Source organism: Kineosporia sp. A_224, assembly GCF_002198655.1.
Lineage (GTDB): Bacteria > Actinomycetota > Actinomycetes > Actinomycetales > Kineosporiaceae > R-H-3.
The window spans coordinates 26,642-49,006 of sequence record NZ_MWLN01000179.1 but is presented as its reverse complement, the minus strand read 5'-3'; the positions used below and the strand labels follow the sequence as shown (position 1 = coordinate 49,006).

The window sequence follows — 22,365 nt, the reverse complement described above, 5'->3', positions numbered from 1 at the left end:
CCGGCTGACCGGTGGGCAGGCCGGCGACAACCCGCAGCTCGTCCCGGTCCTGGACGCCATCGCCGTCCCGACCGGTCACCGGCCCAGGTCGCGGCCGGACGTGGTGGTCGCGCACAAGGCGTACTCGCATCCTTCGACCCGGCAGGTGCTGCGGCGCAGGGGAATCCGTGTGGTCATCCCCGAGCGGCGAGACCAGCACGAACGCAGAGCAGCCAAGGGCTCCCGCGGTGGTCGTCCGCCGGCGTTCGACGCCGCCGCCTACCGCGGCCGCAACGTCGTCGAGCGCTGCTTCAACCGGCTCAAGCAGTGGCGAGGCATCGCGTCGCGCTACGACAAGACCGGCCGCAACTACCGCGCCGGCATCACCATTGCCGCCATCGTCCTGTTCTGGCTCAACTGATCCGCAAGACAGGCCCTAAGCATCCTGCTCACCGCATCCGGCACCCGCCGCTACCGACCCCGACCACGCTTCCGTAGAGCCCCTAACGCTCGTCTGACGCCGCACGGGCGGCTGCTGCTGGTTCAGCGCGTCGTCGTGCACGATCGACCGATCGCTCATGCGGCGCGCGAGCTGGGAGTCTCACGCCAGTGCGCGCACCGGTGGGTGACCCGTTACCGCGCCGAGGGCGAGGCCGGTCTGGTCGACAGGTCCAGCCGACCACTGAGGACTCCGTCGCGGACCCCGGCACGAGTCGAGGCCCGCGTCCTGCGTGTGCCGGCCCGGTCCCGGCAGGGCCGCGACCGGGTTGCCTCCGCGACCGGTGTCCCGGCCCGCACCGTGAGCCGGATCCTGGCCCGCCACGCAGTGCCGGCGTTGACTGTCTGCGACCCGGTGACCGGGCTGCCGATCCGGGCCACACGGGCCACCAGCTGCCGCTACGAACGCGACGCCCCCGGGCGACCTGGTGCATGTCGACGTCAAGAAGCTCGGCCGGATCCCCGACGGTGGCGGCTGGCGCGTGCACGGCCGTGGATCAAGCGCACAGCGGCACGCGACCTGGGGTTCGACTACGTGCACGCCGCAGTCGCCGACCACTCCCGGCTGGCGTACGCAGAGATCCTGCCCGACGAGAAGGGCGCGACCTGCGCGGCATGCCTGCTGCGGGCCGCGGCCTGGTTCGCCGGCCACGGGATCGTTGTCCGCGAGGTCATCACGGACAACGCGAAGAACTACATCCTGTCCCGTGACTTCGCGGCCGCCCTGGCAGCGATCGGCGCCAAGCACCGCCGGATCAAGCCCCACTGCCCGTGGCAGAACGGGAAGGTCGAGCGGTTCAACCGGACCATGGCCACCGAATGGGCTTACCGTCGCCCGTTCGTCAGCAACACCGCCCGCACCAGAGCCCTGGCACCCTGGCTGCGCTTCTACAACACTGAACGCGCCCACCACGCGCTCGGCGGCCACCCACCCATCAGCCGCGCCATGTCATGAACGTCGTGGTTGAGTACAGCTAGGACGGTACGACGGTGCCCTCCTCCGGAAGATTCAAAGTCGTTGGACCGCGCCCCTGCGCCGCCTGGCCAAGCGTCGCCACATAGCGCTCGGTGCTTTCAAGCAGTGCCCGGGAGCGTTCCCGGGCGACTTCATCGTTGGCAATCCTAACGTAGTAGAGCAGGTTCACGATTGCGCCGGCACCACATCGCGCAAGCAGGTCGACTATCAGTAGGCGGAGTATGCTTCGCCAACCCCGTCTGTACGTCGTTGCTGCCCTTAGGGCTGCTAGGAATCTTCGATTCAGCCAGTGGTTCTTGAGATCCAACTGCGCGCGCAGATCGTGATTGTGCCGACTCAGCAGATGGGCATACCTCGGCACATTCATCACTACTCGCCGCTGGAGCTCATCCGTCGCGGCCGAAGATATGTAGTCCACGACGGAACGTTCGTCGCCTTTGAAGTGGGCAGCTGTAGAGCGTGACATCCGCCCGAGCATTCGCTTTGCAAGACACAGGGGTTCGTCTACGTAATGCGGGCGCACGCCCATTCGCAGAACCTGGTAGCCGAAGAGGACATCTTCTGCTGTGCTTCTGCTCAGGTTCGGGTCGAAGCGAAGATTCTCGTTCTCCAACAGGAGGGATCGTTCAACGACAGTCGCGCTGCCCATGCCCACAGGGAAGTTGTTCAGTAGATGCCATGCTAGGAAATCCGTGTAGGGCGAGGCGTTGTGGATTTCCAAGGAGCCGAACGACGATACCCGGGAACGGCGACCAAGGCTGGTGAGTAGGTCCGTCCGTACTAAGAGTACGCGTCTTGTAGGATCGCTAAGTGCGGCTTCCCACACCATCTCCAGGAATCTCGGATGCCAGCAATCATCGTAGTCAAGGAACGCCACGAACCTGCCGTGCGCCGCCTCTATTCCGGCGTTCCTTGCACCGCAAACGCCGACATTCTCAGGCAAATCTAGAACCTGCGCGCGAGATTTCAATATCTCGTCGCGTGAAACCAGTTCCTGCAGGATCGCCTGGGTTGCGTCTGGGCTTGCGTCGTTAACGAGGATGAGTTCAAAGCTGGTATCTGTCTGCATCGCGATACTAGCAAGACACCCCTCGATGAGTTGTCTTTCCAACGCGACCTTATAGCACGGGACCACGATGGTGAAGTGTAGGTCCGTGGTGTCGGTGGACTCCGGGCGAATGCTCACCTGCGCGCCCTCACTGCTCCCTGGTCAGCGCGTTCCGGCGAGAGGGAGCTCCCAACGACTTCGCACAAGTTGCGCTTGAAGTCCGGCCATCGGTACCTCTCTACGTTCCTCCGCGCCGCACCGGCGACCCGTTCGTCTGTGAGCTGTCTAGCAAGTGACTCCCATGCGTCCTGGCCGAATGATTCGAACTGCTCCGGGTCTACGTACACTGCGCCGTCACCCCCAGTACTACGAAACACGGGATCGTCGGTGACAAGCGGCACCTTTCCATGCGCCTGGCTCTCCACAATTGGCCACCCAAAGCCCTCATACTGGCTCAGAACGAGCGTGGCTGCGCAGCCACGGTAGAGCTCGGAAAGTTCCGCGTCAGAGACGTTGTGCAGCTCCATGATTCTGTCACGAGAGTGCTGAGGAACGGATTGATCTTCGTCAGCCGTGAGCGGCGGACCTACAATGACCAGACCAGCACCGTGGAGGGTGGCCGTGCTCCCGAGTCGACTCCATGCGTGAACACTCTTCTCGCGGCGCTTTCGGTAGCCGACTGAACTGACAACCAGGAGATATGGGCGGCGGGCTTCGGATGATTGCGATGAACTGCCCAGTACGCCATCGAGGGAAGGGTCAAGAGGATTCGGCAGAAGATGAGCGGTTGCTCGCGTCAGGCGTTCCACGTCGGATGCCGTCTCCGTACTGACGCTTGCCACTCTCCATGCGCGCTGAAGGCCAGCCAAGACCAGTCGCTGATAGATGCGGCCCAACGGATCGATCCTCACGAGGGGGATCTCGCCCAACGCTGCGCGAACTGCAATTAGGTCGTGACAGGTGACTAGTGCAGGCGTACGCTGGCCAAGTTGTAGCAGCCAAATTGCGTCGGAGTGGTCGGCAACATGAAGGATATCTGCCCCCCGGATCTGATACTTGGCTACCCAAGGAAACCAGATAAACTTCTCAACGTACGAGATCCACTTGCGCAAATGTGCGCTGCTCGTTCGACTGGATAGTTTGGATGGGGGGGACGCGAGTATGACTTGCCACCCCAATTCTTGATATGCGCGGCATAGCAGTCGAGTGTAGCGCTTCATGCTTTGGCCGCTACTCGCATGTGCCCCAAGAATTGCTACTTTGTGGACCAAACTCCACCCCCTGTTGTGTTCCATCGTCCTGGTAGATCCTAAGTGCTACGGTGCTCGGTCTCCGAGCGTACGCTCCGGGTCTCCGGACGTCGTGTGTGGGAATGTCACCCGGTGTGGTGGCCGATGCTGAACTACTCGTGCGGTTCGACTAAGGGTGCGGAGACTCGACTGTACGCATCGATGAGTTGCCGCGAAAGTGTCTCCTCGGACAGTGGGCCAGCCGCCAGAAGGCGCGCTCCTTGCGAATAGAAGGTCCGGTCGGCGACGACCGTTTCAATCGCCTGTGCGAGTGCGTCAGTATCCTCGTCTCGATAGATCACGCCGGCTGAGAACTCTCGCACTAGCGGGGAAAGCGCGGCGCTTTCAGCGACAACGACAGGGATTCCAAGGGCCAGAGAAGCTACCAATGTGTTCCCCCAAGGTTCGTCCCGCGAGGGCAATACAAACACGCTGCATCGTGCGATGCGATCAGCGACGGCACTCAGCGGAATGGCGCCCTCATAGGAGATGGAGTCGAATGACTCAGCCCCGCGTAGTGCCACGGAGAGATCGCCGCCGTCTGGCCCCACTATTGAGAAATTGACCCTTGTGTTTCGAGTCGACACGACGCTGGCTGCGGCTATGAAGTCGGCAACGCGTTTCCGCGGATGCAGACGGCCAAGGAACAGGACCTCGCACCCTGTGCTACTGAGGTCGGCTGTGGAGCGCGAGAGGCCAGGCAGTGGTGGATTACCTGCGACGACGATCGGGGGGTGCTTGCTGCGGAACCATTGTTCAAGTTGATGCTGTTCGCGGGCTGTTAGGGCGATAACGAGCGCGGCACGACGGGCGAGAGGACGAATAGCCGCATCAATGAACGCGCCCCTGCCTCTGCCTACGGTGAGCATCCCGTGCGGCTGCAGAATCACCTTCTTGCGAAATGCGAGCGCCACTATCAAAGCTGTAAGTGGTACAAGCTCTCGCGCTAGTGAGACATGAACGACTTGGGACCATTTGACAAGGCGCGCGGTTGTCCGGGCCATAGCCAGCGAGTAGAACAGGGGTGCGGGCGCGCCGCGTAGTAGTGTCGCTCGCGCTGTTACGAGCTCAACACCATCGCCAGTTTCAGGTTCGTCTCCTGGCGCGGAGGCGGCACAGACCCGGACATCATGGCCGTAGGTGCTCAGCACCCGCGCTTGGCTCATGCTTGTGTCAAAAGGACCGCCGTAGATCCCTTTCCTGCTGGCACGTGTAACAATCTTCACAATGCGCATGGTGGACTTTTCCGCCGATGGGGCGCCTCGAGGGTGCCCATTCGAACCATCTGCCCCGGGTCTAGGACTGTGCCCGGTGCAACTAGTGCCCGGGCGGCGACCCAAACTCCGGTGCGCACCGATATGGGCCTATTGCGGAAGGCGAATGCAGGGTCAGTGTGGCTGTGCCCCCCGGTGCACAGCAGGGCTTCCTGGCTGATGCACACGTCGTGCTCGATCGTGATCGGCTCAAGGTTGAGCAACCAGACGCCCTCCCCGATCCAGCAGTCGTCGCCGATCGTCAGCTTCCAGGGCCAGAGCACGCGCACCCGGTGACGGATGAGCACCCGATCGCCGATCTGGGCGCCGAACGCTCGCAGGATCGGCGGGCGGAGACGGGGCGGAAGCCACCACTTCATGAAGACCATGTTCATGACGGCGAACCAGGTCGCCTGCCACACCTTGTTGCGGCCCTTGTCGTAGCCGGCGCCGGTGAAGCTGCGGAGGCTTCGCTGCACCGGGGACGCGGTCACGGTGGGGGAGTCGCTGGTGCTCACATCGGTCACGGGAACAGGCCTTCGAGGACGGCATCGAGTCGGGTCATCGCGGCCGCGTAGCCGAGCGTTCGCTCAGCGTAGTCACGACCGATGGTGCCCATTCTGTGGCAGAGAGTGTCGTCCGCGTGGAGCTTTCGGACACCTGCGACGAAGTGCGACGGGTCGCCCGGGGCGACGACGAGGGCCGCGCCGCCGGTGCGGGCGAGCTCGCGGGCTGTCGCGCCGTCCGTTCCGACGGCGGCGAGCACCGGCCGGCCGGAGGTGAAGTAGGAGGTGAGCTTGCTCGGGAGGGACATGTCGGCGACGCCGGGCCGCTCGTTGACGACGAGCACGTCGGCCGCGGAGAGGGCCAGCGGGTACTGCTCGGTGTCGAGCGGGTCGACGAAGGCGACGTTCGGGAGACCGGCGGCCTGGTGCTGCACCGCGCTGCGCTGGCTGCCGTCGCCGACGATGACGAAACGTAGGCCTGGGTCGGCCCGCGCGAGGCGGGCTGCCTCGACGATGTTGCCGAGGTCCTGCTTGAGGCCGATGTTTCCGGTGTGCACGACGGTGAACGGCTCGGCCGGCCAGCCGAGGGCGGCCCGGGCCGCCGGACCGGCGACGTCGGTGGGGGAGACGTGCGACCAGTTCGGCAGCACACTGATCCGCTCGTCGGGCACGCCGTACTCCCGCACCTGCGCGCGGAACGCCTCGCTCACCACCAGAACCCTGTCCGCCTGGGTGAGCGCGTAGCGCTCCAGGGCGGCCGTCGCGGTCGCGGCCCGGCCGCCGCCGCTGATGCCGCTCTGCGCGGCCGCCTTTGCCATGAGGTCCTGGACGACGATGACGAGCTTCGCGCCGTGCCGGCGGGCCAGCCGCGCCGCGGCGATGGCGCCGCCCAGGCTCGGGGTGACGCCGACGACGACGGCGGGGGCGTGCCGCACTCGCGTCGCCCACGCATTCGCGAGGAATGTCAGCTCGTAGGCGGCCCGCGTCATCGCGGTCTGCCGGGTGGGCACGTAGTGCCGCATCCGCTGCATGAGCAGGCCTGCGTCGTTCGGCAGCTTCGACTGCTCGCTGAACCGGAAGCGCCAGCGGTACGCCGCCGGCACCCGCCACTGCGGGTAGTGCGGCACCCCGGTGAGGACGGTGACGCTCGCGGCGTGCTGGGCCAGGTGCTCGGCCAGGCCGGTCGTGTACGGGGCGATGCCCGTCGGCTCGGGGGCGTAGTTGATGCCGACGACGAGCGCGTGCCGGTCGGTGAGCGGGTGCCGGCCGGCGCGGCCCGCGCGGACGGCGAGCGCATCCGGTGCCGTTCGCTGCGGTACGACCCCCACCGTGAGGCGATCGGCCGGTGCAGCAGGCCCGACGGTGACCGGGGGCGACGTCACCCGGGCCGGTGCGCCGCTCATCGGGCCACCTTCGTGACGGTCCGCAGCGGGCAGTGGGCCCAGCGGCCATTCGATCCGGAAAGAATCACGTGCGGTTACCCCCAGGGTTTCGACCGCATCGTTCGGCGCCGGATTCTGACGCTGCGTGATGCGAGCGAGATATGCATTTCTTGATCGAGACAAGGCGTGGTCGAGCAGCGCCGCAGCGAGCCATGCGCGTGGCGCCGGGAAAGACTCATGCGCCCCCGCGCGGAAATCCCCCAACCGGTTCGAACGCTAGTGGTGACGCTGCGTGCGGCGGGCATTCTTCGATGAATGCGATATCGCTCACCGGCGTGCGATCGATAACCAGCGCCCTGTCGGGCTGGTGCGCCGGTGCGGCTTGATCAGCCGGTGAGGGCCGGTGTCGGTGCCAGCAGGTTCGCGAGGCGCTGCAGGCCTGTCGATGCGCCGGGTGTCGTCGTTAAGGCCGCTCCGACGACGACCTCATCGCCGCTCGCCGGATGCAGCTCGAGGCCGCCGGTGACGAGCAGGAGCGGCACGTGGTGCAGGACCGGCAGGGTCTCGCCGGCGCGGAGCCGGTGCTGCCGGAGGAAGAGCGGCGCGACGATCCCGGGGTCGTCGGGCCGGTCCGCCGCGAGCGCGACGACGGTGTGCAGTGCTGAAGTAGAACCGTTGAGCGGGAACGGATCGATCCCTGCCGTGAGCCGCCGGGCCCGGTCCGCGACGTCGTGCGCGATGCGGTCTGGCGACGCGAACTTCGAGAGCAGAGCGCGGGCCAGGCCGCACAGTGCGGCGCTGCCCGGCGCCGTCCGGTCGGTGGACCGGGCCGCGTGCTCGACAGCCGCCCGCACCCGGACCGTCGTCGGCAGGGCGAGCAGGGCGAGGAGCGTCGTCACCGCCGGGGCCGGGAGCCACCCGTGCAGCACGGTGCAGTCGGTGAGGGCCTCCATCACCGGGCCGGGCGCTGTGTCGTGAGTGGTGAGATCGACGACGTCCGGGTGCGACGCGGAATGCGTCAGAGGACCCTTCGCGGGGACGACGACGAACAGAGGCGTCGGCCCGAACATCCGGGTCCCGACCGTCGGGCGGATATCGGCGAGCGTTGTCACAGTATTTCCCCCGTGCATGTCAGATCAGTTCTCGTGGCCCGCCGGCGCGTCACTGCAACCGGAGCAGGAAACGGTCGCCGCCGCCGCGAGGACGGTGCCCGGCCATCGGCTTCACGAGGAGATTGCAGGAATTCCCCGAACGTCACCGGAAATGATTCTCCGGCCGACAAGCAGTCACAGTAGTCCGCACTTCACCATCACGCGGCGTAAATCGGTCAGAGACGGAGCGTGTCGCCCGCAGTCGGTCCGGTCGGCCCCCGCGGACCCTGGCCGAACGGGCGATCTTCCCTGGATTCCGGTGAGGTCGGCGCGTCGCGTCGCGTGTTGCTGTACGTGACTGAGAAGTTACGGACGGTCCTGATGGGGCCACGGTGACTACAGGAGTCGCCGACCGTGACAGCCAGTGCGCATCTACCGGCGGGGGTCGCACGCACTGGTTGCTCCGGGCTTCCAATCGCGCTCAGGGGAAGAGAGCCATGATCGTCCACAAGAAGACCCTCGCCGTCTCGACCGCTGCCCTGCTCATGACAGGCGGTGTCGCCTACGCGTTCATCAGCGCGACCAGCGTCAGCGGCTCCGGTACCGCGGGCACGGCGACCGCCTCGACCGCGCTCGTGCTGACGACCGCTGTCGGCGACACCGCCGATCCGTTCTCCAGCGTCCCGAACGCCGGCGACGTCGTCGTGGTCGCGTCGAGCAGTTCGACGGTGGCGCTCACGTCGCCGTCGTCCGCCGCCGTCGAGGTGGCGGTCACGCTCGACGCCGCACACGCGGCGACCTGCGAGCCGGGCTCCTTCACGGCGACCTTCACCGGCACGCCGGCGTCGGTCCCGGCCGGGGCATCGGGCGTGCCGGTCGGCTTCGCCACCGTTGTGTTCAACGAGAAGCCGGTCGACCAGGCGGGCTGCATCGGCGCCGAGCTGACGCTCGCGTTCAGCACCGTCTGATTCGACGCACTCCCCGAGGTGCCGGCCCGCGCGATGGGCCGGCACCCGGGGTTGCAGCAGGCAGACGCAGGAGACCGCTGGGGGAGGCACCACGTGTTCGCGGTGAGAGCTGGGCGAGGCCGGGGCGTTCCGTTAGCGGTGATCGGCGCCGCGACGGCGCTCATGCTCGGCGGCTCGCAGAGCGTCGACCCGGCGACGGTTCTCACACACTCGTCTTCGCACCGGGTCAAGGTGAGCGGCAGCGCCAAGGGCCTGCTGCCCGGCGGCACGGTCCACCTCGACGCGAAGATCCGCAATCGGTCCTCGAAGCCGCTGCTCGTCGACGCGCTGACGGTCACTGTCGTCAAGGTCGACAAGAAGCACCGCGCGTGCGCCCTGGAGAACTACGAGCCGGTCGCGTACAGCGGGCCGCTGCCCCTCGTCGTCCCGCCCCGCAAGACCCGGAAGCTCTCCCAGCTGCACATCCCCCTGGCCCAGCGGCCGGGGGTCACGATGCCCGACCGCCCGTGGCCGCAGAACGCCTGCCTCGGCGCGAAGCTCACCGTCACCTACACGGGGACGGCGCGGATCCAGAGCGGAGGTGACGGACATGGCCACCACGACGACGATGACGACGACCACGACGACCACCACCACCGCTGACGGTCGGCGCAGCCCCCGGCACCAGGCGGGCGACGCCCCCTACCGGGGCCGGCCGCGCCGCGTGCGTCTCGTGCGCTCCCTCGCGCTGGTCGGTCTGGCCGCGTCCGGTGTCGCCGTGGCCGCCGGTGCGGCGACCGGGTTCGTGGGCGGGCTCGCCTCCGGCTCCGGCACGACGCCCGTCGGTGCCCCCGTGCCGTTCACCGCGCTCGCCCGCCCCGCCGAGGACCTCGCCCCCGGGCTCGAGGTGCCCGCGACCGTCACGGTGGAGAACCCGTACGACCGGCCGGTCGTCGTCCAGTCCCTGACGGCGGACGGCGCCCGGCTCGCCGACGGGGACCCCGCCTGCGACCCGGCGGTCGTCGGGTTCGCCGCGACCGTCGACCCGCTCGCGCTGGCCTCGACCGTGCCGGCCGGTGGGCAGGCGACCTTCACCGGCAGCATCACCATGTCGTCCGCCGCGGCGCCCGCCTGCCAGGGGGCCTCGTTCCGGATCCCCGTCGTGGTCTCGGTGAGGCTCTCGTGAGGCGCCGCCCGCTGACGCCGGTCACCGTCGCCGCCCTCGGTGCCGCGCTCGTCGTCGGCGTCGCCGGGCCCGCGCTCGCCTGGGTCGCGCTCTCCGGCACGGCCGACGTCGCCGTCGGGACGGCGCGGCTCGCGGCCCCGACCGACCTCGCGACGAGCGTCACCGCGACCGACCTCGACACCGGCCGCGTCCGGCTCGCGTGGCAGGAGCCGACCGGGCTCGCGGCCACCGGCTGGCAGGTCGAGCGCAGGGGAGTCGGCAGCGCGGCGTGGGCGGTCGTCAGCCCGACGTCCGGCCCCGCATGCTCCGCCGGGGCGTGCACCGCCGTCGACACCCACGGCGCACCCGGCGGCTCCTTCCGGTACCGGGTCACGGCCCTGCGCCACACCTGGGCCGGGCCCCCGAGCGAGGAGCGGCTCTCCGCCTCGCTCGAGCCGGGCCGCGCCGACGTCGTCGGTGCGCGAGCCGCGCTGCACGGGATCGCGGTCGCCGCCGACGGGGCACGCGGGTTCGCCGTCGGGGACGGTGGCAGCGAGGTCGTCTGCGCGGACAGCGACTGCACCGACGACACACGCCCGCACTGGGTGCCCGCTCTGAGCGGGACGACGGCCGACCTGCGGGCCGCCACCTACCTGTCGGCGTCGCAGGCCTGGGCCGTCGGGGCGGCGGCCGTGCGGCACTGCACCGACGACTGCTGGGACGACAGTGCAGGCTGGAACGCCGTACCCGCCGCCGAGGCGTTGCTCGACGGCGCGACCGCCACCGGGGTCCGCGGCTCCGACGACGACAGGCTCGTCGCCGTCGCCGCCGGCGCACACTTCCTGCGGTCCACGGACGGCGGGCAGACCTGGGCGGACGACGCCGCCGCCGTCGCGGCACCGGACGGCGTCGCGCTGCTCGGCGTCGCCGGCCCGACCGACCACGACCTGCTCGTCACCGGCACCGACGGCTTCGCGGCGCGCTGCGTCACCGACACCACGACCTGCGGCGACCCGGGCACCTTCGCGCCCCTCGCCGTCCCCGTCGCGCTGTCGGCCCTCACCTGGGACCGGACCGGGCAGACCTACCTCGCGCTGGGCGCCGACGGTCACCTGTGGCGCGGCACCCCGGACGCGACGACGATCACCTGGGCGCAGGACGTGGCCGGCAGCGGCGCCCCGGCCGGCATCCGCGGGCTCGCGGCCGCCACCGTGCTCGGCGCCTCGCACGTCTGGGCCGTGGCCGACCCCGCCTCCGGTGTCGCCGCCGCCGGCATCTGGCACTTCGACGGCACCGCCTGGGCACCGCAGCCCGTGACGGCGCCCCTCGACCCCGCCGCGCTCGCCGGCCCGGGCGGCGGTGCCGTGGAGGTGCCGCCGGACCCGGCCGGCCCGCTCCCGGCGACCTGCACCGCGCCGGCGCTCGTCGTGGCGGTCGCCGTCCCGGCCGGGCCCACGCCCGTGACGACGCCGACGGTCACCGCCCGGCTGCGGTTCGCCGGTACCCCGGCCGGGGTGGACGAGGCCCAGGTCATGGCGTCCCTGGACGGCACCACCTGGGGACCGGCCGAACCGCTCGACCTCGGCGCGGACGCCACGTCGGTGACCTTCACCGGCCCGGCCTTCGACACCACGACGCCCCGCACGCTCCACGTGTGCGTCATGGCCCGCGGCAGCGCGGGTCTCGAGATCGACGCACTGCGGATCGGGGTCCAGGAATGAGCACCGCAGCACGCCACAGGAACCGCACGGCCCATCGGGGAAGGACATAGAACATGAAGGTCAGGACGAGGACCGTGCTGGTCGCAGCCGCGACGCTGGTGGCGATCGGCGGTGTGGCGAACGCGTTCGTGCCGGCGACGTCCGTCAGCGGCTCGGGGCAGGTCCAGACGCCCGCCGACGCGGCCCGCCTGCGGCTCACCGTCGACAAGGTCGGCGTCGACGTCATCGGTGCGGGGACGGCGTACCTCGACGTCATCGCCTTCAACCCCACCGTCGCGAACGTCGTGCTGCCGGCGGGGCGGCTCGCCGCGCCCCAGATCGAGGTGTTCAAGAAGGTCGGCGTCGCCGGCGTCTGCCCGCAGGAGAGCTTCACCGTCGGAGCCCCGACCAACTACACCCTCACCCAGGTCGCCCCGGCGGACACCGCCGTCGTCGCGCAGGTGCCCGTGACGTTCAACAACCTGCCCGTGAACCAGAACGCGTGCATCGGTGCAACCCTTCTGCTCACCTGGCCGCTGCAGTCGATCTGACCGCGCTCTGGATGCCCTGCGGGGCAACGGGTCCTGCCCGCGGGTGATCGGCGCTGATCTGTGCCGATGTGCATCGGTCCCGGCGCGTCGTCGGTCTGCCGGTCGCCCGTCCCGTCAGGATGGCCGTGTCGGGTGACGGTCGAGTCGGGAGGTGACGGGCGTGGGCGGGCAGAAGCTCTCCATGACGATGACCGTCATCACTGCCGAACCGCGCTCCCGCCGGCGCCGCGCCCGGCGACCGGGCGAGGAGTGCGCCGCACCGCGGCACGAGGCCGGAGCGCCGCCACGGTCGAGGTCGGCCCGCCCGCGGGGCAGCCGGGTCAGGGTGCCCCGCGCGGCCGCGCACGCCGTCCGGCCGCGGGTGCGGACCACCGTGCTCGCCGTGGGGCTGGCGGCGAGTGGCGTCGTCCTGTTCGGCGGGACGGCGCTTGCGTTCGTCCCGGGCTGACCGGCCACCGCCGGCCGCGGTCGTGCGCATCGCGGTCGTACGTATCACGCGTGCCTCCACGGACCTCGTTGTGACGCCGCACTGATCCACTCGCGCGACTCTCTCGCCGGGTGGCGCCCACGACCGGGCGTGCGGACCCGCCAGGCCAGGAGGGGTACGTGGATATTCCCGTCGTCGCAGCGGTCGGTCACGGGCCGACGGAGCTGAGCGCCTTCGACGCGGCGCTCGTGAGCGCCGGCATCGCCGACCGCAACCTCATCTACCTCAGCTCGGTGCTGCCACCGGGGGCGCGGCCGCGGCTCGTGCCGCGGGTCCGGGACACCCCGGGCGGCTGGGGCGACCGGCTCTACTGCGTCATGGCGCAGGCGCGCACGAGCACGCCGGGCGACGAGGTGTGGGCCGGGATCGGCTGGGTACAGGACCGCACCGGCCGCGGCCTGCTCGTCGAGCACGAGGCGCACGGGGAGACCGCGCTGCGCGAGACGGTCGCGGCGAGCCTCGACGCCTTGCGGGCCAACCGCGGCGGCATCGCGCTGCCGTCGTCCGGGCTGCAGGTCGCGGGGGCGCGCTGCGACGGGACACCGGTGTGCGCGCTCGTCGTCGCCGTCTTCGAGTCCGTCGCGTGGCGGTCCACCCGGCCGGTCGCCGAGCGGTGGCCGGTCGCCGAGCCGGTGCCGGCGCCGTGACGCCGTCCGTGGCGCTCGACGTCTTCGCGGTCGCCGGCCTGCTCGGCGGGCTGCTCGCCGTCGTCGACCCGGTGCCGTACGTGCGCGACATCATGCGCGGCACGACCCGGCCGCACCGCGGCACGTGGCTCATCTGGAGCGTGCTCGGCTGCACGGCGCTCGCCTCGCAGGTCGCGTCGGGCGGCGGGTGGAGCCTCGTCGTCCTCACCGTGCAGGCGGCGAGCACGACGCTCGTGCTGCTGCTGTCGCTGCGCCGCGGGGTCGGCGGCGTGAGCCCGGGGGAGTGGGCGCTGCTCGTGCTCGCCGGAGCAGGCATCGTGGGCTGGGCCGTCTCGGCGCAGCCGCTCGTCGCCACCGCGTGCGTGCTCGTCGCGGACGCCATCGGCGTGCTGCTCATGCTGCCGAAGACCTGGCGCGACCCGTCGTCCGAGACGGCGAGCACGTTCGCGCTCGCCGCCGGCTCCGGGGTGCTCGGCACCGTCGCGGTCGGGCAGGTCGCGGTCGACCTGCTCCTCTATCCGGCCTACTTCGCCGTGGTGAACGCCGTGACGACGGCCGTCATCCTCGGTCGCCGGCGGATGCTGGGCCTGGTCTCAGACGCCGAGGTCCTCCAGCGGCACGGCCCGGGCGTGCACGGCTGACCACACCGCGCGGTGCCGCTCCACGGGCGCCGTCCGGTCGTAGTAGCGCGAGGCGACGTACGACGCGTCGTACGCGACGGAGGGGTCCTCGGCGTCCGGGAAGTCCATGATCGTGAAGTCGCCGAGCAGGCCTGTGTGCGGGCCGTCGCGAAAACGGAGCACCCGGATCTCGGTGCTGTCCGAGCGGGCGACGTCCAGCAGATGCGCGCCCTGGTCCTTCATGAGCGAGTCGTCGCCGACGGTCAGCCGCAGCACCCCCTCGCCGAGCACGACGTGCAGGTCCACGGGCACCTCGCGCTCGGCGAGCGCGGTCTGCCGCAGCATCCGCAGCCGGACGGCGGTCTCGACCGCCGCGGCCGGCCGGTCCGGGGCGCTCGCGCGTTCCAGTGCCCGCGCGTAGTCCTCGGTCTGGAGCAGGTCGGGGACGACGAGCTGCTGGACGACGTAGACGGCGCTCGCGGCGTACTCGAGGTCGACGAGCGTCTGGAGCGTCTTGTCGGCGGCGCCGCCGCGTTCCGGCCACCACCCGTCGTGGGTGGTGGCGCTCGCGAGCTCGCGCAGTGCCGTGGTGACCTCGGGTGCCGCGCCGTAGAGCGCGCAGAGCTCGTACACGTCCCCGGGCCGGACGGCGGCGCGCCCGTACTCGATCGTCTCGAGCTTGCCGTGCGACATGATCCGCGTCGTCACGACGTCCTGCCGGGTCTTCCCGCAGGCCTCGCGCAGCGCCCGGAGCCGGCGGCCGAGCTGCCGCCGGACCATCGTCGAGCTGCCCGGCGCCGGAGGGCCCGCAGTCTGGCTCACGGCGCCCCGCCCCTGCCGTTCCCAACTACTGGGACTCGCCCGGTGCGCACCGTCGTGACGATGATGGGGCAGGCGGATGCGCTCGGGGGAGCCACCGCCCTATGCAGGGGGGACTCCATGCGCAGCACGCCTTTCGACGGCCCAGGACCCGGTCGGCGCGGCGACCTCCGGGCGGTGCAGGAGGCCCGCACCCGGGTGTTCGACGCCGCCTGCGCGGTCATGGTCGTGCACCGGCTCGACCCGGCGCTCGGCTGCTGCGGCGCGTGCGGGGCGTCGAGCCCGTGCCCGGCGTCGAGCGAGGCGGCAAGGGTGCTTGTGGACGGCGGGGCGTGGAACGCCATGCCGTTCCTGCCGGCGTTCGGCCCCGCCCCCGTCGCGCCCGCGCAGCCACGGGGGCTGCGCCGGGTGCTGCGGGGGATGCGGCGGCGATCGCCGGGCGCGTGACCGCCGGCTGCCGAACGACCGTCAGCTGTCGTGGACCGGCAGCACCGGGGCGCCGACGTACCGGCCCGCGGTCGGCAGGTCCGCGCCGAGCAGGCACGGCAGGTGGGTCAGCTGCTCCATGTCCGGCACGATGACCGCGGCGACGTCGCCGTTGCGGACCGCGCCCTTGAGGGCGTCGAGGCCGCGCTGCGACGTCGGGTCGATGTCGGTGAAGACGCCGGCGAGGTCGTAGCCCTCGCTCTCCGCGTAGGTCGCGATCTCGCGACGGGCGGTGGCGACGTCACGCTCGACGTCGGTGCGCTGGCTGGGAAGGTTGACGTAACCGAAGACCTGGCGGGTCGACACTGGAACAACACCTCGAGGTAGCGAACGTGACCGCCGGGAAACGCGGCCTCGACGAGGATGCCACGGTCTCTTCTTGATCGCCGTCACATGCGCGTAACACATCGACTATCCGACGTCGAGTGCTGCTGCCTCCGCACTGCGGGCGGCGATCTCGCGCCCGAGGTCGGTGACGACCCGGTCGAGCGGTGCGAGCAGGCTCGGCCGGCACGCCTCGAGCGTGGCCTGCGCGTGGACCAGCAGGTCGATGTGGTCGGCGTAGACCCGGGCCCGGTCCGGCAGGTCGTCGTCCACGTCGAGGTGGTCGGTGCGCGTGAGCAGCAGCACGAAGCTGCCGCCCGCGACGACGAAAAGGACCATGAGCACCCAGCCGAGCACCGCCGCGGCGCCGTCCGCGAGCACCGCGGCCGGCACGGCCGCGACCGCGGCCAGCCCGGCCACCCCGAGACGGACCCGTACGACCTGGGCCCTGCGGGCGTGGGCCGGGATCTCGTGCCGTGCCAGGGGAAGAGCCCGCTGGAACTCCTCCCGCCACTGCGCGAGCCAGGCGCGGACGGCGGCGATCGTCAGCTCCCGCTCGGCCTGCGCCGCGGCGTCCGCCGGCGGCATCCCGCAGCCGACGAGGTCACGCTGCAGCCCCTCCCGCGCGACGTCCCGGTCGGCGGGCGCGTCGGTCGACGCAGACATCTGTGGTTCCCCCATCGATCCCGGCAGGCTTCCCCCACGGACCCCTGCGCGCTCCGTCGACGGTAGGAAGGCCGACGCCCTGCGCGGGCGGACGTGGATCACGGTCACCCGGACGACGCAGCGCGGCGCGGGGGAGCGTCACGGGGTGACCCGATCGGGTCACGACAATGACCCGGTTTCACCAGGGCACCTGTGACGCGGGACACGTAGGTTCGCCGTCCAAGGGATCGGGCACGGCGGCGCGCGTTCGCGCGCATGACCCCGCCGCGCTCGGTCCCACCAGGCGCGCTGGTGGCCGACCCGGTCGCCTCGTCCCCGGCGGCGCTGACACCGGTCGTCTCACCCGTCCGGCCGCCGCCCCCGACGTGGTCTGTCGCGTGAGCGTGACCTGGCCCTCTTCTGCGTCATGTCGGAGCACGGGGGCGGCATGGTCTACTTCTGTCCGGCCGGGCGCTCGCGCGCGTCCGACGCGAACCGGGCAGTCCATCTGAACGCTCGCCGCACCACTCGACGAGGAGTGCCATGAAGATCACCCAGGAGTTCACCGTCGCCCGCCCCGTGGCCACGGTGTGGGACTTCTTCCAGAACGTGCCCGAGGTGGCCCAGTGCCTGCCCGGCGCCGAGCTGCTCTCGGACGACGGTGCGGGCAACTACACCGGCAAGGTCTCGGTGAAGCTCGGCCCGCTCAACGCGACGTTCGACGGCACCGCGAAGGTCACCCCCGACGCCGCAGCGAAGACCGGCCTCATCGACGGCAAGGGCTCCGACCGCCGCGGCGGCAGCCGTGGCTCGGTCAAGGTCGTCTACGCCCTGATCGAGGACGGCCCGTCGTCGACGAAGGTCAGCGTCGACGCGGACGTCGTCCTCTCCGGCTCCGCCGCCCAGTTCGGCCGCGGCGGTCTCATCACCGAGATGAGCAACCGGCTCATCGGCGAGTTCGTCGCCTGCTGCGAGGCCAAGCTCGCCGCGACGACCGTCGAGGAGCGCGCCGAGATCAAGGCCGCCGACGTCAAGCCGCTCGCGCTGTTCTTCCAGAGCCTCGTCGCGTGGATCAAGGGGCTGTTCGGCGGCAAGAAGACGCCGGCCGCCTGACGTCGCACAGCACCGACGCTGCACCCACGCTGCACGAACGCTGCACGAAGGGCGGCCTCCCAGGGGGAGGCCGCCCTTCGTTCTGTGCGTGAGCTGCTCGGAGCGATCGCGCTCGGGCCCCTCAGAGGTAGATCACCCTCGCTATGCACGGCGATCTACCTCTGAGGGGCCGAAGAGGGGGGGACGCCACCCACCCACGCGGAGCCGGTCAGATCAGCGAGAACAGCAACCGGTTCGGCGAGTTCGTCCCCGGGCTCGTGACGACGCCCGTCGTCGCCCCGTTGACGATCGCGTTGCGGACCGTCGCCGGGCTCGCCGACGGGTTGTTCGCCAGATAGAGCGCCGCGACACCGACGACGTGCGGGGTCGCCATGGACGTCCCGCTGATCGTGTTCGTCGCGGTGTTCGACGTGTTCCAGGCCGACGTGATGCTCGAGCCGGGGGCGAAGACGTCGAGGCACGAGCCGAAGTTCGAGAACGACGACCGGGCGTCGGTCGAGGTCGTCGAGCCGACGGTGATCGCCGTACCGACCCGGGCCGGACTCGTGTTGCAGGCGTTCTGGTTCTCGTTGCCCGCCGCGACGCCGTACGTGACGCCCGACGCGATCGAGTTCGCGACGGCCGTGTCGAGGGCCGAGCTCGCGCCGCCGCCGAGGCTCATGTTCGCGACCGACGGGGTCACGTGGTTGCGGGTCACCCAGTCGATGCCCGCGATGACGCCGGAGAGCGTGCCGCTGCCGGCGCAGTCGAGCACCCGCACGGCGACGAGCCGCACGCCCTTCGCGACCCCGTACGTACTGCCGCCGATCGTGCCCGCGACGTGCGTGCCGTGGCCGTTGCAGTCGTTCGTGCCGCGGCCGTCGTTGACCGCCGTGAAGCCGCCGGTCGCGCGGCCGCCGAACTGGTTGTGCGTCGTCCGGATGCCGGTGTCGATGACGTACGCCGTCACGTTGCTCGCGGTCGTGTTGTACGTGTAGGTGCCGTTGAGCGGGCGGGCCCGCTGGTCGATCCGGTCGAGGCCCCAGGTGGCGCCGGTCTGCGTGACGGACGCCGTGACGACCGCGTCCGGCGCGACGTACGCGACGTTCGCGTCGCCCCGCACCGCCTTGAGCTGGGCGGCGGTGAGCCGCGCCGCGAAGCCCTTGAGTGCCGTCCCGTAGGAGTGCACGACGCGACCGCCGTGGCTGCGGCCGGTGCCGCTCTTGAGGACGACGATGTACTGCCCGGGGACGGCGCGGCCGGCCGACTTCAGGAGCGGCGCGGGGGTCGGCGTCGTGGCGGCCGAGGCGGCCGGGGCGACAGTCAGCGTCGCGAGGGCGGTCGCGAGCAGGACGGCGCCGAGGCGCCGGGCCGGGCGGGCGGTGGTGCCGCTGAGGGCGGTGGAGAAGGGGCGGTGCGTGCGTCGGGGCGACGCTGCGGCCTCGTGAGTCGACATGGGTGCTGTTCCCTTCGAGCGGATCTGCGGAAAGGAGTGCCGCGGACGGGTCCGTCGCGACCGGTGCAGTCGATCAGCCGTGACGGGTGCAGAAAAAGATGTCGGGCGTCCCGTCCGTCCCGTCGGCTACGGTGCTCGTGTTGTCCGGCGGCCCCCGGACGGCGGGACAAGGCCGAGGCGCCCGGGACAGGCCGGGACAGGCCGTGGGACACGCGCTCGGGGGTCGACCGTGGGACCGCTTGACGACGAGAACATGCCGGTGGACGACGGGACGGCGCAGTCGCTTGACGCGACCGTCGCACCGCCGCCGGACCCGGCCCTGGCGGGGTCGGTCGGCGAGCTCACCGCCCTCGTGGTCGCCCAGGCCCGGACCCGGCGCCAGCAGCTGCGCTCGCTCGAGGCCGAGACCGGGATCTCCAAGACGACCTGGTCGGCCTGGGGCCGCGGGCAGCGGACGATCGCCCGCGACCGGCTCGCCGAGGTCGTCCAGCGCTACGACCCGGACCGGGCCGGCGAGTGGCTCGCGGCCTGGGACCGGCTCTCCGCAGCGGGCGACGGGGCGGGCGGGACGGCGTCCCTGCCGGACGCCGCAGCCCGGCCCGACGTCAGCCCTGTGGGAACCGGACCGGAGCGCCGGGCCGAGCCGGGGGAGACCACGGGGACCGCGCGCCGGCCTACGCACCGACGGGCCCGTCCGCTGGCGCTCGCGGCGACCGGGGCGCTCGTCGCGGCCGGCGCGGCCGCGCTGCTCCTGCCGGGGCAGGGCACCCGCGCACCGCTGGCGGCCGGCCGGGTGCAGGCGGCGTCGTCGCTCGCCGCCCCGGTCCGGGCGCCGGAGGAGGCCGCCGACCTGGCAGAGGCAGAGGCACCGGCGGCCGCCAAGGTCGCGATCGGCAGCGCCCCGGTTCGGCTGCTCTCACCGGTGACCGGAGCCCGCGTCCCGCCGTGCCTCGTCGTGTCCGGAGCGGGGCGTCCCGACGCGGGGCAGACCCTCGTCGTGTCGGTGCGGGACTGGGGCTCCCCGGCCTCGCTGTTCCGGCTCGAGCCGGTGCGCTTCGCCCCGGGCGACCCGAGCCGGCGCTGGACCGTGCAGCAGCCGCTGCCGCGGGGCAGCGGCGCCGGGTACGAGGTGCTCGTCGTCGCGCTCCCCGGCCAGGTGGCCGACCTCGAGCGCGGCCTCGGCGCCCGGACCGGGCAGGGCTGGGTCGCCCCGCAGCTGCCGATGTCGGCGCGGGTCGTGGCCGCCGTCCGGGTGCGCCCGCGGGTGGACCGGGCCGGCGCGGCGGACGGCGGCTGCCCGCCCTCCTGAGTCGGCCGGTGCGCGCCCGGGTGTCGGCGGCGCGTGGCAGGCTGTGCGGGTGGCAACCAGGGCGGGGACGACGAAGACGGCAGCGCCCAAGGGTGCGCCACGCGGTGGCGGCAAGACCCCGGCGAACATCGTCCCGATCGACGCGCTCGAACCGGCACCGGTCGTGCTCGTCGTCGGCGGCGAGGACGTGCTCGCCGAGCGCGCGGTGGCTGTCGTCATCGCCAAGGCCCGCGCGGCCGACCCGGAGGTCACCGTCGAGCGGATCGAGGCCGCCGGGTACGAGACCGGCCGGCTCGAGCTGCTCGCCAGCCCGTCGCTCTTCGGTGGTGGCTCGCTCGTCGTCGTCGAGAACGCCGAGGCGTCCAACGACGCGCTCGTCGCGGACCTCACCCGCTACCTGTCGGCCCCGCCGAGCGACGTCTGCCTCATCGTCCGGCACAGCGGCGGGGTGCGGGCCAAGGGGCTCGTCGAGGCCGCCCGCAAGGCCGGCGCCGCCGAGGCGTCCTGCCTGCCCATCACCAAGGACGAGGAGAAGGTCGACTTCGCGACCGCCGAGTTCCGCCGGCTGGGGCGCAAGGCGTCCCCGCAGGCGATCCGGGCGCTCGTCGACGCGGTCGGCAGCGACCTGCGCGAGCTCGCGGCCGCCTGCTCCCAGCTCGCGTCGGACGCCGTCCTCGAGGGCGACGGCCGGGTCGAGGCCGACACCGTCGAGCTGTGGTTCGGCGGCCGGGTCGAGGTCACCGGCTTCAAGGTCGCCGACGCCGCGGTCGCCGGCCGGGCCGACCAGGCGCTCTCCCTGCTGCGGCACGCCCTCGCGACGGGCGCCGACCCGGTGCCGCTCGTCGCGGCGATCGCGATGAAGGTGCGCGGGCTGGCCAAGGTGTCCGCCGCGCGGCGCGGGCCGGCCGCCCAGCTCGCCGGTGAGCTCGGGATGGCGCCCTGGCAGATCGACAGGGCGCGGCGCGAGCTCACGGGGTGGACCGACGACGGGCTCGGCGAGGCGGTGCTCGCGCTCGCGGCCGCCGACGAGGCCGTCAAGGGCGGCGGGCGCGACCCGGTCTACGCGGTTGAGCGGGCGATCCTCACGATCGCGGGCGCGCGCAGGCGCTGAGGTCCTTCACCCGCGAGCGGTCGGGCGACGTCAGCGCGGTGTGCCGAAGTCCTGCGTCCAGTAGACGCCGTACTGGCTGCCGGACTGCTTCCACATCCCGACGCCGAGCTCGGTGAGCTTGCAGTTGAGGATGTTCTCCCGGTGGCCCTTGGAGTTCATCCACGAGTCCATGACCGCGGCCGCGTCGCTCTGGCCGGCGGCGATGTTCTCCGCGGCCCAGCTGTACTTGTAGCCGGCGTCCGACATCCGCTCGAACGGGTCCTTGCCGCCGGGGGTGTCGTGCGAGAAGTAGCCCTTGACCGCCATGTCCTTGCTGTGGGCGCGGGCGACCGTCGTCAGCGTCGCGTCGGCCGTGACGGCCTTGCAGCCCACCTTGCCGCGCTCGACGTTGACCAGCCGCAGCACCTCGGCCTCGGCGGCGTTGTTCGTCGTCCCGCTGCCGGCCGCGGTCGTCGTCCTCGTCGTCGACGGGGCGGGCTTCCTCGTGGTCTTCGTCGTCGTGGAGGTCGACGGCTTCGCCGCGGCCTTCGACGTCGTGCTCTTCGTCGGGGCCGGGGTGCGGACCTGCTCGCGGGACGCGCCGTCGGTCGTCGTCCGGACGGTCTTCGGGGTGGCCGAGGAGACCTTCGGGCCGGGGACCTTCGACGTCGGGCTCGCCGCGGGGTCGGCGCCCTGCGCGTTCGCGTCGTCGTCGAGCGGGGCGCTGACGATCTGCGCGGCGTCGTCCGCGCCACCGCCGAGCACCGAGAAGCCGCCGTAGAACGCGCCCGCCAGGGCGACCGGGGCGACGAGCACGGTGAGGATGCGGTTGCGGCGACGCGCGGCCCGCCGGCGGATGTCACGGCGACTCATTGCTGTACGCGGCGTCTCCGGGGCGTCGAGGTCGGAGAAGAACGACGAATCCCGATCGGCTCTCACGGGGGAGGACACTACGGCGAGTTACCACGCTCGATCAAGCGAGGCGCGGACGTTTAAGGATCCTTA

25 protein-coding genes are annotated in these 22,365 nt (G+C 71.4%); 14 read left to right on the top strand and 11 right to left on the bottom strand.

The window, feature by feature from the left end:
• Both EDJALFJO_RS18455 and EDJALFJO_RS18450 read left to right on the top strand, forming a co-directional pair.
• Positions 1-400 (top strand): transposase (locus tag EDJALFJO_RS18455; protein WP_143448648.1); only part of this gene is annotated, 400 nt, incomplete at its 5' end.
• 21 nt (positions 401-421) lie between these two features.
• Positions 422-1,432, top strand: coding sequence for an IS481 family transposase (locus EDJALFJO_RS18450; RefSeq protein WP_369812556.1), 1,011 nt, complete (start codon positions 422-424; stop codon positions 1,430-1,432).
• A 19-nt stretch (positions 1,433-1,451) separates the two neighbouring features.
• On the opposite strand, the gene EDJALFJO_RS18445 is transcribed toward EDJALFJO_RS18450, so the two are convergent.
• The 6 genes from EDJALFJO_RS18445 to EDJALFJO_RS18420 all read right to left on the bottom strand — a co-directional run bounded on the left by EDJALFJO_RS18445 (position 1,452) and on the right by EDJALFJO_RS18420 (position 8,001).
• Positions 1,452-2,639 (bottom strand): glycosyltransferase, encoded by a 1,188-nt coding sequence (locus EDJALFJO_RS18445; protein ID WP_088287779.1) that lies wholly within the window; start codon positions 2,637-2,639, stop codon positions 1,452-1,454.
• Positions 2,636-3,721, bottom strand: coding sequence for a glycosyltransferase (locus tag EDJALFJO_RS18440; RefSeq protein ID WP_158220479.1), 1,086 nt, complete (start codon positions 3,719-3,721; stop codon positions 2,636-2,638). Before EDJALFJO_RS18440 ends, EDJALFJO_RS18445 begins: the two co-directional genes overlap by 4 nt.
• Before the next feature lie 182 nt (positions 3,722-3,903).
• Positions 3,904-4,956 (bottom strand): glycosyltransferase family 4 protein, encoded by a 1,053-nt coding sequence (locus EDJALFJO_RS18435; RefSeq protein ID WP_233149935.1) that lies wholly within the window; start codon positions 4,954-4,956, stop codon positions 3,904-3,906.
• A gap of 56 nt (positions 4,957-5,012) precedes the next feature.
• On the bottom strand, positions 5,013-5,570 hold the full coding sequence (locus tag EDJALFJO_RS18430; protein WP_198950425.1) for a putative colanic acid biosynthesis acetyltransferase: 558 nt from the start codon (positions 5,568-5,570) through the stop codon (positions 5,013-5,015).
• Positions 5,567-6,952, bottom strand: a complete 1,386-nt coding sequence (locus tag EDJALFJO_RS18425) for a WcaI family glycosyltransferase (protein ID WP_088287776.1) — start codon at positions 6,950-6,952, stop codon at positions 5,567-5,569. The genes EDJALFJO_RS18430 and EDJALFJO_RS18425 overlap by 4 nt, the downstream gene beginning before the upstream one ends.
• 365 nt (positions 6,953-7,317) lie before the next feature.
• Positions 7,318-8,001, bottom strand: a complete 684-nt coding sequence (locus EDJALFJO_RS18420; RefSeq protein ID WP_088287775.1) for a hypothetical protein — start codon at positions 7,999-8,001, stop codon at positions 7,318-7,320.
• A gap of 518 nt (positions 8,002-8,519) precedes the next feature.
• Between EDJALFJO_RS18420 and EDJALFJO_RS18415 the strand changes: the two genes are divergently transcribed.
• The 8 genes from EDJALFJO_RS18415 (at position 8,520) to EDJALFJO_RS18380 (ending at position 14,160) form a co-directional block, all read left to right on the top strand.
• On the top strand, positions 8,520-8,990 hold the full coding sequence (locus EDJALFJO_RS18415) for a hypothetical protein (protein ID WP_088287774.1): 471 nt from the start codon (positions 8,520-8,522) through the stop codon (positions 8,988-8,990).
• Between the two features lie 138 nt (positions 8,991-9,128).
• Entirely contained in the window at positions 9,129-9,632 is a 504-nt protein-coding gene (locus tag EDJALFJO_RS18410) for a hypothetical protein (protein ID WP_088287773.1), read from the top strand.
• Positions 9,580-10,155 (top strand): hypothetical protein, encoded by a 576-nt coding sequence (locus EDJALFJO_RS18405; protein ID WP_143448647.1) that lies wholly within the window; start codon positions 9,580-9,582, stop codon positions 10,153-10,155. The genes EDJALFJO_RS18410 and EDJALFJO_RS18405 overlap by 53 nt, the downstream gene beginning before the upstream one ends.
• On the top strand, positions 10,152-11,855 hold the full coding sequence (locus EDJALFJO_RS34430) for a hypothetical protein (protein WP_088287771.1): 1,704 nt from the start codon (positions 10,152-10,154) through the stop codon (positions 11,853-11,855). The genes EDJALFJO_RS18405 and EDJALFJO_RS34430 overlap by 4 nt, the downstream gene beginning before the upstream one ends.
• A gap of 53 nt (positions 11,856-11,908) precedes the next feature.
• The gene (locus EDJALFJO_RS18395) at positions 11,909-12,385 is read left to right on the top strand and encodes a hypothetical protein (RefSeq protein ID WP_088287770.1); all 477 of its coding nucleotides are present in this window, start codon (positions 11,909-11,911) and stop codon (positions 12,383-12,385) included.
• Between the two features lie 160 nt (positions 12,386-12,545).
• A complete protein-coding gene (locus EDJALFJO_RS18390) occupies positions 12,546-12,833 on the top strand; it encodes a hypothetical protein (protein WP_088287769.1) in 288 nt (95 codons plus the stop codon).
• A 158-nt stretch (positions 12,834-12,991) separates the two neighbouring features.
• A complete protein-coding gene (locus EDJALFJO_RS18385; protein WP_088287768.1) occupies positions 12,992-13,519 on the top strand; it encodes a pyruvoyl-dependent arginine decarboxylase in 528 nt (175 codons plus the stop codon).
• The gene (locus tag EDJALFJO_RS18380; protein ID WP_143448646.1) at positions 13,516-14,160 is read left to right on the top strand and encodes a hypothetical protein; all 645 of its coding nucleotides are present in this window, start codon (positions 13,516-13,518) and stop codon (positions 14,158-14,160) included. The genes EDJALFJO_RS18385 and EDJALFJO_RS18380 overlap by 4 nt, the downstream gene beginning before the upstream one ends.
• Here EDJALFJO_RS18380 and EDJALFJO_RS18375 read toward each other — a convergent pair.
• Positions 14,113-14,961, bottom strand: a complete 849-nt coding sequence (locus EDJALFJO_RS18375; RefSeq protein WP_143448645.1) for a helix-turn-helix transcriptional regulator — start codon at positions 14,959-14,961, stop codon at positions 14,113-14,115. The two genes, EDJALFJO_RS18380 and EDJALFJO_RS18375, sit on opposite strands and share 48 nt — an antisense overlap.
• Before the next feature lie 117 nt (positions 14,962-15,078).
• On the opposite strand from EDJALFJO_RS18375, the gene EDJALFJO_RS18370 reads away from it, so the two are divergent.
• Positions 15,079-15,405 (top strand): hypothetical protein, encoded by a 327-nt coding sequence (locus tag EDJALFJO_RS18370; RefSeq protein WP_143448644.1) that lies wholly within the window; start codon positions 15,079-15,081, stop codon positions 15,403-15,405.
• 21 nt (positions 15,406-15,426) lie between these two features.
• Here EDJALFJO_RS18370 and EDJALFJO_RS18365 read toward each other — a convergent pair whose 3' ends face one another.
• The gene (locus tag EDJALFJO_RS18365; protein ID WP_088287764.1) at positions 15,427-15,750 is read right to left on the bottom strand and encodes a recombinase family protein; all 324 of its coding nucleotides are present in this window, start codon (positions 15,748-15,750) and stop codon (positions 15,427-15,429) included.
• A 105-nt stretch (positions 15,751-15,855) separates the two neighbouring features.
• Positions 15,856-16,434 (bottom strand): hypothetical protein, encoded by a 579-nt coding sequence (locus tag EDJALFJO_RS18360; RefSeq protein WP_088287763.1) that lies wholly within the window; start codon positions 16,432-16,434, stop codon positions 15,856-15,858.
• 522 nt (positions 16,435-16,956) lie between these two features.
• Here EDJALFJO_RS18360 and EDJALFJO_RS18355 point away from each other — a divergent pair.
• On the top strand, positions 16,957-17,526 hold the full coding sequence (locus tag EDJALFJO_RS18355) for an SRPBCC family protein (RefSeq protein ID WP_088287762.1): 570 nt from the start codon (positions 16,957-16,959) through the stop codon (positions 17,524-17,526).
• A 208-nt stretch (positions 17,527-17,734) separates the two neighbouring features.
• Here EDJALFJO_RS18355 and EDJALFJO_RS18350 read toward each other — a convergent pair whose 3' ends face one another.
• On the bottom strand, positions 17,735-18,961 hold the full coding sequence (locus EDJALFJO_RS18350; protein WP_088287761.1) for a S8 family peptidase: 1,227 nt from the start codon (positions 18,959-18,961) through the stop codon (positions 17,735-17,737).
• A 229-nt stretch (positions 18,962-19,190) separates the two neighbouring features.
• Between EDJALFJO_RS18350 and EDJALFJO_RS18345 the strand changes: the two genes are divergently transcribed.
• Together EDJALFJO_RS18345 and holA are read left to right on the top strand one after the other, a co-directional pair.
• On the top strand, positions 19,191-20,270 hold the full coding sequence (locus tag EDJALFJO_RS18345; protein WP_143448643.1) for a hypothetical protein: 1,080 nt from the start codon (positions 19,191-19,193) through the stop codon (positions 20,268-20,270).
• Between the two features lie 49 nt (positions 20,271-20,319).
• Positions 20,320-21,381: a DNA polymerase III subunit delta gene (gene holA / locus EDJALFJO_RS18340; protein WP_198950424.1), complete on the top strand. Its 1,062-nt coding sequence runs from the start codon at positions 20,320-20,322 to the stop codon at positions 21,379-21,381.
• Between the two features lie 30 nt (positions 21,382-21,411).
• Here holA and EDJALFJO_RS18335 read toward each other — a convergent pair whose 3' ends face one another.
• The gene (locus EDJALFJO_RS18335; RefSeq protein WP_088287759.1) at positions 21,412-22,233 is read right to left on the bottom strand and encodes a CAP domain-containing protein; all 822 of its coding nucleotides are present in this window, start codon (positions 22,231-22,233) and stop codon (positions 21,412-21,414) included.
• Between the last annotated feature and the right edge of the window lie 132 nt (positions 22,234-22,365).